The organism is Haliea sp. (assembly GCF_040222615.1).
In the GTDB taxonomy this organism is placed as follows: Bacteria; Pseudomonadota; Gammaproteobacteria; order Pseudomonadales; family Halieaceae; genus Haliea.
The window spans coordinates 1-8,032 of record NZ_JAVKCQ010000198.1 but is presented as its reverse complement, the minus strand read 5'-3'; the positions used below and the strand labels follow the sequence as shown (position 1 = coordinate 8,032).

General features: G+C 59.6%; 8 protein-coding genes. 4 read left to right on the top strand and 4 right to left on the bottom strand.

All coding sequences use genetic code 11. The features are described from left to right. The first annotated feature begins 189 nt into the window (after positions 1–189). Positions 190–891, top strand: a complete 702-nt coding sequence (locus RJQ10_RS15690; RefSeq protein ID WP_350148275.1) for an RIO1 family regulatory kinase/ATPase domain-containing protein — start codon at positions 190–192, stop codon at positions 889–891. A gap of 389 nt (positions 892–1,280) precedes the next feature. Here RJQ10_RS15690 and RJQ10_RS15685 read toward each other — a convergent pair whose 3' ends face one another. Further along, positions 1,281–1,523, bottom strand: coding sequence for a hypothetical protein (locus tag RJQ10_RS15685; protein WP_350148277.1), 243 nt, complete (start codon positions 1,521–1,523; stop codon positions 1,281–1,283). Here RJQ10_RS15685 and RJQ10_RS15680 point away from each other — a divergent pair. Continuing rightward, a complete protein-coding gene (locus tag RJQ10_RS15680) occupies positions 1,470–1,631 on the top strand; it encodes a type II toxin-antitoxin system mRNA interferase toxin, RelE/StbE family (RefSeq protein ID WP_350148273.1) in 162 nt (53 codons plus the stop codon). The genes RJQ10_RS15685 and RJQ10_RS15680 overlap by 54 nt on opposite strands. 237 nt (positions 1,632–1,868) lie before the next feature. Here RJQ10_RS15680 and RJQ10_RS15675 read toward each other — a convergent pair whose 3' ends face one another. The 3 genes from RJQ10_RS15675 to RJQ10_RS15665 all read right to left on the bottom strand — a co-directional run bounded on the left by RJQ10_RS15675 (position 1,869) and on the right by RJQ10_RS15665 (position 5,957). Then, the gene (locus tag RJQ10_RS15675; RefSeq protein ID WP_350148271.1) at positions 1,869–3,497 is read right to left on the bottom strand and encodes a sodium:solute symporter family protein; all 1,629 of its coding nucleotides are present in this window, start codon (positions 3,495–3,497) and stop codon (positions 1,869–1,871) included. Positions 3,498–3,657: 160 nt separating this feature from the next. Next, on the bottom strand, positions 3,658–5,076 hold the full coding sequence (locus RJQ10_RS15670) for a phosphotransferase family protein (protein ID WP_350148270.1): 1,419 nt from the start codon (positions 5,074–5,076) through the stop codon (positions 3,658–3,660). Positions 5,077–5,171: 95 nt separating this feature from the next. Then, a complete protein-coding gene (locus RJQ10_RS15665) occupies positions 5,172–5,957 on the bottom strand; it encodes an enoyl-CoA hydratase/isomerase family protein (RefSeq protein ID WP_350148268.1) in 786 nt (261 codons plus the stop codon). 132 nt (positions 5,958–6,089) lie between these two features. On the opposite strand from RJQ10_RS15665, the gene RJQ10_RS15660 reads away from it, so the two are divergent. Both RJQ10_RS15660 and RJQ10_RS15655 read left to right on the top strand, forming a co-directional pair. After that, positions 6,090–7,079, top strand: coding sequence for a potassium channel beta subunit family protein (locus RJQ10_RS15660; protein WP_350148266.1), 990 nt, complete (start codon positions 6,090–6,092; stop codon positions 7,077–7,079). A gap of 9 nt (positions 7,080–7,088) precedes the next feature. Then, positions 7,089–8,032: MFS transporter (locus RJQ10_RS15655; RefSeq protein ID WP_350148264.1), on the top strand; the 944-nt coding region annotated here is incomplete at its 3' end.

Below are 8,032 nucleotides of genomic sequence, written 5' to 3'. Positions count from 1 at the left end.
ACAGGTCACAGATATTTGGGATTCACAGGATTTGGCGAGCATTTCACAAATTCCTGTGACCTGTCGTTGGCTCCAAGGTTCTGATTAACAAGGAAAAATTTTCTGGCACGAAAAATGATAAGGGACGCCACAACAGAGGCCGCATGAATGGCCTCGTTTTTTCCGAAATAGTTGATCACCGGAGCCAATATGTCAGTGACAAGCAACGTAGATAGCCGCTGGTGCGGTATCGCCCTTCCCGGACTGCCAGCCGGGCCGGCCAGGTTTCTCTCCCGGGGTGGAGGCCTGAAGGCCTCGGTAACCCTGCACACCGGTCGCGACCGGCAATACGTGGTCAAGGACTATTCCGCCACGCCCTGGTACCTCAGGCCGCTGGCGCGCTACCTTGCGCGGCGTGAAGTAAGGATTCTCCGCGCCCTGGCGGACTCGCCTCATGTGCCGCGGCACCTGGGCTGTATTGACGCCTACCGCTTTGCCATGGAATACATCCCGGGAGAGCACCCCTCCGCGCGCACGCTCGCTGCAGATGACAACACCTATGGCCAGGCAGTGCGCGCGCTGCAGGCGATCCACGCCCTGGGCTTCGCCCACAATGACCTGCGGGGGAGGAATATGCTGGTGAGCCCTGGGCGGGGAGTAATCTTTATCGATCTCGCCGCGGCCCTGCGCTTTCCGGCTTATTGTGATGCCTTTGCACTGCGTCCCCTGGGGTGGTTGCGGCGTCGCCTGCAGGAGGCTGACTTCTATCACCTGCTCAGGCAAAAGCGAGCGCTTTCGACACAACCCTATACTGCCGAGGAACGTGATCTGCTTGCCGAGGATCGCCCCTTCGCGCAGATTACCAGGTTCTGGAAGCACTGGATTTATCGTCGGACTCAACGCAGGTTATGACTGCGCGCCTTCGGCTGCGGGGTGAATCGCGACCAAGTATCTCGGAGCCCGTAGCTAGCTGAGCCAGGAACGGGGAGGCAAGCGGATCGTCCAGTTCCAAGTAGTACGACTGTATCGGCTCCCTTCAATGGACGACACGAGGAGGGTGACATGCCTCGTGGACCTGACGCATTGCCCAAGCTTTATCCAAACGTGCTACTGAAAGGGCAGGACCGAGCGGAAAGATCCAATGCCCGCTAGTTTCAACAAAACCACCTTCTTGGACGACTTTAATAAAAACACGTATTGCTTCTACATATTCCGGCGAACGTGACCGCCCGTTCCGGGCATCGTGACCGACTTGCACACCAGTATTCGCTGGCGGGAGTACTTTTACACTGAGCGCTTGCTCAGGGTGCGCTGGAGTAAGCTTCTCTCAGTTTGTCCGCAACCCAGCGGCCATGATACGCGTATGTCCGCGCGGCTTCGTCTGGGTCTCCTGACAGGATGGCAGCCTCGATTTTTTCGAAATTCGCAAGGTATGTATCCTGATGCTCTGCCGGAAATATCGAGGCTAACTGTGGTGTCCAGAACTCGGTATGAAGCCGTTTGCGAACTGCTTCTACATACGGGTTCTCGGTATTGGCGGCCAGCCGCTGCTCGAGCGATATCGGGATCACCCGCTAAAAGGAAAGTCGGCAGGGTGGCGAGGCGCCCACATTGATCCGGATTGGCTTCTTCTCTATCGGATTGAAGGATAGGAGCTGCAGCTTGCCCGGACCGGTACACATGCTGACTTGTTCGAAGAGTAGGAGTCTTGCGGGAGCCGTGAATTGCTTGCCGGATCTCGGTCCGGTCCAGTCTAGGTCTCTCTTGATAACGCAGTGTTGTTTTCGAAGGCGCACTTCATGGACCGACGGATTGCCTTGCTCCTATCCAGCGGGTTTTCACTGCCGGACTTTTGCCGGTTTGAGCTCTGCTGCATTACCAGTGCCGGACTATTGCCGGACCTCTCCGAACAAGGCGAGAGTCGCAACCAGAAACACAAACCACCCGAGTAACCAGCCGTAGCGGGGCAGCCAGTTCACGGCGAAGCCGAACTGGGCGTAGCGGCGAGGGCTCCAGACCAGTAATGCGAGATCTTGCATCGGCCTGGCGCCGGTAAAACTGACACCGTAGCCCACAGTCACCGTCGCAAGGAAGCCGAAGACATTCCACCAGAGCCACGAAAGCTGCGGCACGAACTGCCAGCAGAACAGATTCAGGACGAATCCCGCGGCAAGCCCGGCCCTGGCGCCACGCCCGTTGCAATGCCGGCTTAGCACGCCGAGAGCGAACACACCCAGCACCGGACCGTTGATCAGTGACCCTATCTTGTTGATCGCAACCAGTACCGTGTCGGCTATCTGCCCCACGTAGAAGGCCATTGTCAGGGTTGTCGCGCCCCAGGCAAATGTCAGCAGCCGCGAGTAACGCAGCTCGCGGACATCTGACCAGCCTGCGCCGGAATGCAAGCGGCGCACGAAATCCTCCATCGTCGTGGCGCTGAGGCTATTGATAACGCTGTCCAGTGACGACATGGCAGCGGCGAAGAGCGCGACCAGTGCGATGCCGACGATGCCCGTGGGCAATTGCTGGATCATGTACAGTGGAACGGCGAGGTTGTAGTTCGGCACATCGCCATTCTTCGGCAAGCCGGCAATGAACCCGGGTTCTCCCGCAGCGTACACGGCGAGCCCGGCACCAATCAGGCAGTACAGCAGCACCAGTGGAAACCTCAGCAGGCCATTGATGAACAGCGCCCGGTTGCCGTCATCCACAGTGCGGGCGCACAGCTCCCGCTGTACCTGGCTCTGGTCGCAGCCATAATAGGAAACGTAGAGAAAGATGCCGCCGAAGAGCATGGGCCAGAAGGCGAAGTCGTGGCCATCTCCCAGGCCATGATGGGCAAAGTCCAGAGCGGCTCTCCGCTCCTGTGGCAAGCCGGCCAGGAGTTGATCAAAGCCGCCGATCGCATTCAGCAGCAAGCCAAACAGCAGCAGCAGTACCACCACCAGTATGATCATTTGTATCACGTCACTGTAAATGACGGCGCGAATGCCGCCCAGGACGTCATAGATCACGGTCATGACCCCCAGCAGCATGACCGACCAGAAAAACGAGAGACCGGAGATCAGTTCGACCACCAGGGAAATGCTGTACACCGTCACCGCCGTGGCAAAGGCGCGCAGTACCTGAAAGATGCCACTCAGCCAGAGGCGGGTAGACAAATCGAAGCGCCGCTCCAGGTAGTCGTACACGGAGATGAGTGACAGATTGCGGAACAGGGGCAAGAGAAACACCATGACCACGATCATGGCGATGGGTACCGCCAGCTCGTACTGCAACCAGATCAGGCCACCGCCCGCGGCGAACGCCACGAACGCCGGCGCACCGAGGATACTGTTGGTGGAACATTGTGTCGCCATGATAGATATGGCAATGGGCCATGCACCCGTCTGCCGGCCGGCGACATAGTAGTCTCCACGCGAATGCTGAGACCGTGACAGCCAGGCGCTGAGTGCGATTAATCCCGCGAGATAAACACCAATAATGGCCCAGTCAATGGCAGTAACCAGGCTACTCATCGCTATACATTGTTCTCCCTACAGTACGAGTCATCAGGCAGGAACACAGCGAAGCAAGCCGCTCTTTCGGGCTGAACTTCTGCAGCGGCCCGTCACCGCGCAATTCATATTCGGTCAATACTGAACGAATGCCCAGCACAGTCCCTGCCATCGTGGACGGTCAGGACCCTGAAAGTGCCGAATAGTGAGGCTGATCGATGGACAGTTGCCCGGCAACCGTCAGTCGCAGGTGATCTGCGAGACCGGGTGTCTTCAGCGGCAATCCGGAGCGCAGTGCCTCGGCCAGTTTCCAGCGCAGTTCGTCGAGCCCGCCTGTGCCCAGCAGGGCCTGTAGCCGTCCATGTTCTGCGAGTGCGAGGCGGGGACCGTGGAGAAACTCGCGCTGGGCGATGCCCAGTGAGTTGGCGGCGACCTTGGCGAGGAAGGAGAAGTGGCTGTTTGCGCTCGCGGCGACCTCGTCTTTCAGAAATGTCCGCACTCCCTCCAGGAGCTCGGCCGGCATCGGTAATTGGGTGCCGTTGTCCAGTGCGGGGTCCTCCGGCTGCTCGAACTTGCCGGGAACCAGCAGGTTCACGCAATCCATTTGCGCTTCCGATGAGCGTCGGCCGATAACCGGGCGCTCCAGGCTGGGGGTTTCGCCGCTGCGCCAGGTAGAGGCCATCGCGAGTGTGGTGATTGACCACCAGAAGGAGCCAAAGACCTGCCAGAAGCGCAGGTCTTCCCGGCTGATCTCGATGCCCGAGACCGCCTGGTAGCCGGCGAGCAGGTCCTCGACCGTGCCGAACCCCCCCACAGGCAGCTCGGCTTTGCCAAACCGCCAGGAATTGACGCAGAGCCAGCCCAGGTCGCGGACCGGGTCCCCGATCTGGGTGAGTTCCCAGTCCAGCACCGCATGCAGGCCACTCTCGTTGATCATCAGGTTGCCATTGCGAAAATCGCCGTGAACCAGTGTCTGGCGCGACTCCCGGGGCAGGTTCTCAAGCAGCCAGCGTGCGCTGTAATCAATCATGGGCGCGGGCACGTTCAGGCCCTGGTACCACTCCCAGGTCTCCTGCACCAGGGCAGCAGGGCTCACCGTGGGCAGGCGCTTCCTCATCCTGGCATCAATGTCGATGGCGTGCAGACGAGCCAGGGTTTCGCCACACTGACGAGCCAGATGGGGTCTTATATCGGCAAATTTTTCCGATTTGACGATACGCTGGCCCAGGGTTTCGCCCTCCAGCCATGCCATCAGGAAGCCTTCACCGAGCTCGTCACTTTCAGTCAGTACATGTATGACGCGCGGCACGGGAATACCCGCTGTGGCCGCCAGTTGCAGCAGCTGCGCCTCTGTTTCCAGGCCAATCTGGCTGAGGGTGGTCCCACCCTGTTGGGTCGGTGGGCAGCGACGTAACGCGAACTGCCGATCGCCCTGGTCCGTCGAGACCAGAATACGAAACGTCTCCTGGCTGGCCCCGGCGGTCAGTTTCTGGCACTCCTGCAGCTGGCGGAATCCTTCGATCTTGACTCCCAGCAGGGCTTGCAGAGCGCTTGAAAAAGCCGGGTCCAGGGTGGTTTCTTTGCGGGTCTCCGAGGTCATGCCCAAAATCCTTGTCTCATAGCGGGTTTTCGGGCGCCATGATAACGCGTTGCCGGGGGAATTTTGAGATTAATCACCAGTGACGCGCAGGGCTTTCAGTTGCCAGTGAATTCTCCGCCCCGTCTGTCCTTGAACGCACTGATCGCCTCGTCGAAGTCCTCGCTCTGGACACACAGCAGCCACTGATCCACATCCGCGTGCATGATGGCCACATCCATGGCGCCCGCCACGCGGTTTATACTGCGCTTGATCATCTGTGCCGCCATCGGCGGTAGTGCGGCATATTCCTCCGCCCAGGCCAGTGTCCGCGCGTCCAGCTCATCCTGTGCACAGATCTCATCGAGGAATCCCCACTGGGCGAGCGTATCGGCAGTAAACAACTTGCCCGACATGATCAACTGCTTGGCGCGGGCGGGCCCCACCAGGTGCACGCACAGCGGCAGGGCTTGCCACATGAGGTTCATGCCCAGCTTGACCTCGCCGTAGCCGATGCGGGCGTTGTCGGCGGCAACTCGGAAGTCACAGGCGCTGGCGATACAGGCACCGCCGCCGGTGGCAACGCCCTGGACGGCGCAGACGGTGGGTTGGTGGATTTCGCCAATGGCCCGTATCAGTCTTGCACCCAGTTCCGCCTGGCGGCGCAGCAGCAACAGGCTCGGGCGCTCGCTGCGGGTCACGTCGTCCAGATCCATGCCGTAGCTGAAATTGTCGCCCTCGGCCCGGAGGATCACGGCCCGGGTCTGCTCGTCGTCGGCAAAACTGCACGCGATAGCCTCCAGCTCCGACAGCATCTCACCGCTGAGGGCGTTGCCTTTTTCTGCCCTGCTTAGGGTGACAGTGCTGATGTACCCCTTCCGTTCCACTGCTATGTGAGATGTCATATTTCCTCGTCCCGGGTGATTGACGCCGCTGGCAATATAGCAGAATATGAACAATGTTCACATTCGATGCCCCGCACTTTCCCGCTGGAGGCGCGGGGCAGAGACTTGCCACCGCAGGATACAGGTAGCGCCATGGAATACAGACGACTGGGTAAGTCCGGTTTGAAGCTCAGCGGTTTCAGCTACGGGTCGTGGGTCACCTTCGGGCGCACTATCGACGTCAACGCTGCCATCGACTGCCTGGCTGTCGCCTACGATGCCGGGGTCAACTTCTTTGACAACGCCGAAGGCTATGCCTGGGGTACGTCGGAACTGATCATGGGGGAAGCCCTGCGGCGGCTGAACTGGAGCCGTGATTCATTCTGCGTGTCCTCCAAGGTCATGTTCGGCAGCAAGAAAAATCCCGGGCCGCTGCAGCGGGGCTTGAGTCGCAAGCACGTGATGGAAGCCTGCGAGCAGGCCTTGCAGCGCCTGGGTGTCGACTACCTGGACCTGTACTTCTGCCATCGACCCGACCCGGAGACGCCGATCGAGGAAACCGTGCGGGCCATGGATACGCTGGTCCAGCAGGGCAAGGTGCTGTACTGGGGGACTTCCGAGTGGTCTGCGGAGCAGTTGCTGGAAGCCTGCGCGGTCGCAGATCGTCACCATCTCACGCCGCCAACCATGGAACAGCCGGAATACAACCTGTTTGTCCGCAATCGTGTGGAGCAGGAATTCGAACCGCTGTACGAGCAACACGGAATCGGTCTGACCACATGGTCCCCGCTGTGCTCCGGGGTGCTTACCGGGAAGTACAATGACGGCATCCCCGATGGTTCACGTGCCAGTCTTGATGGCTACGGTTGGCTGGCGAAAAATATCCTCAGCGAGCAGGGGCAGGTGCGGATCGAGGTGACCAAGCAGCTGACACAGATTGCCCTGGACCTGGGTGTTTCCGTTAGCCACCTGGCGCTGGCCTGGACCCGCTGCAATCCCCGGGTCAGCACGACCATCCTTGGCGCCAGTTCCGCGGCCCAGTTGCGTGACAACCTGGCGGCGGTGGATGTGGTCGCCAAACTGACCCCGGAGGTACAGCAAAAGATAGCCGCGGTGCTCCAGGCAAACCCCGGTCTGGAATAGGGCGCCAGCATGCAAAAATCCAGCAATGGCCAGGTTTTTCTCTACTCACTCCCGGCCGTTGCCATCGCCTTTATCAATCTGCCGGCGGCCATCGTGCTACCGACGTTCTATGTTGAACACACAGCGGCAACGCTAACCGGCATTGGCGTGGTCAACCTGCTGCGCTGGTGGTTTGATGCCGCCACGGACCCGATCGTGGGATACCTTGGAGACCGTACATCAACCCGATGGGGAAAGCGCAAACCCTGGCTGGTAATGGGGGCTATTGTCTCCTCGGTGGCGATCTTCCAGCTGTTCCGCCCACCGGCAGACGCGGGCAGTTTTTACTATGCGCTTTGGCTTTGCGGGGTTTACCTGGGCTTTACCCTGTTCACGATTGCCCACCAGGCCTGGGGTAGCGAACTGGCCGTTGGCTATAACGACCGCTCGCGCATTTCCACCAGCTACTCCGTGATGTCGGTGGTCGGCAGCATTCTGTTCTGGGTGCTGCCGCTGGTACTGGCTCCGTTCACCGGAACCTCCGAAATTGGTCCCCCGGTCATCAACGGCATAGCCTGGATATTCATTGTAATCATGCCGCTCAGCGCACTTCTGGCCATTTCCTTTGTTCCGGTGGGTATCGATCTTGCGAAACAGGCACCGCAACCGTTGCGCAAGACGCTGAGCGACCTCAAGTTCAATCGTCCTCTGTGGCGCTTCGTGATGGCGCAGGCTGTTTGGGGCATCGGCCAGGGCATGTATCTCTCGGTCATCTTTGTGTTCATGCGTGATTATCTGCAGCTGGGTGCGAAATTTCCGCTATTGATGATTGTTTTTTTCGTTGCTCAAACCTTGTCGATGCCGGTGTGGGCCCGTTTGATGGGGCGCTACAGCAAGCATCGCTGTTGGGCATTTTCCTGGGCTGCATTTTCTCTCGCGCAACCGGTCGTGTTTTTGCTTGAGCCGGGGACGGA

Coding starts and splice junctions, on each gene's coding strand:
- RJQ10_RS15690 (WP_350148275.1), top strand. CDS start 190: ATGTCAGTGACAAGCAACGTAGATAGCCGCTGGTGCGGTATCGCCCTT.
- RJQ10_RS15680 (WP_350148273.1), top strand. CDS start 1,470: ATGAAGCCGTTTGCGAACTGCTTCTACATACGGGTTCTCGGTATTGGC.
- RJQ10_RS15675 (WP_350148271.1), bottom strand. CDS start 3,497: ATGAGTAGCCTGGTTACTGCCATTGACTGGGCCATTATTGGTGTTTAT.
- RJQ10_RS15670 (WP_350148270.1), bottom strand. CDS start 5,076: ATGACCTCGGAGACCCGCAAAGAAACCACCCTGGACCCGGCTTTTTCA.
- RJQ10_RS15665 (WP_350148268.1), bottom strand. CDS start 5,957: ATGACATCTCACATAGCAGTGGAACGGAAGGGGTACATCAGCACTGTC.
- RJQ10_RS15660 (WP_350148266.1), top strand. CDS start 6,090: ATGGAATACAGACGACTGGGTAAGTCCGGTTTGAAGCTCAGCGGTTTC.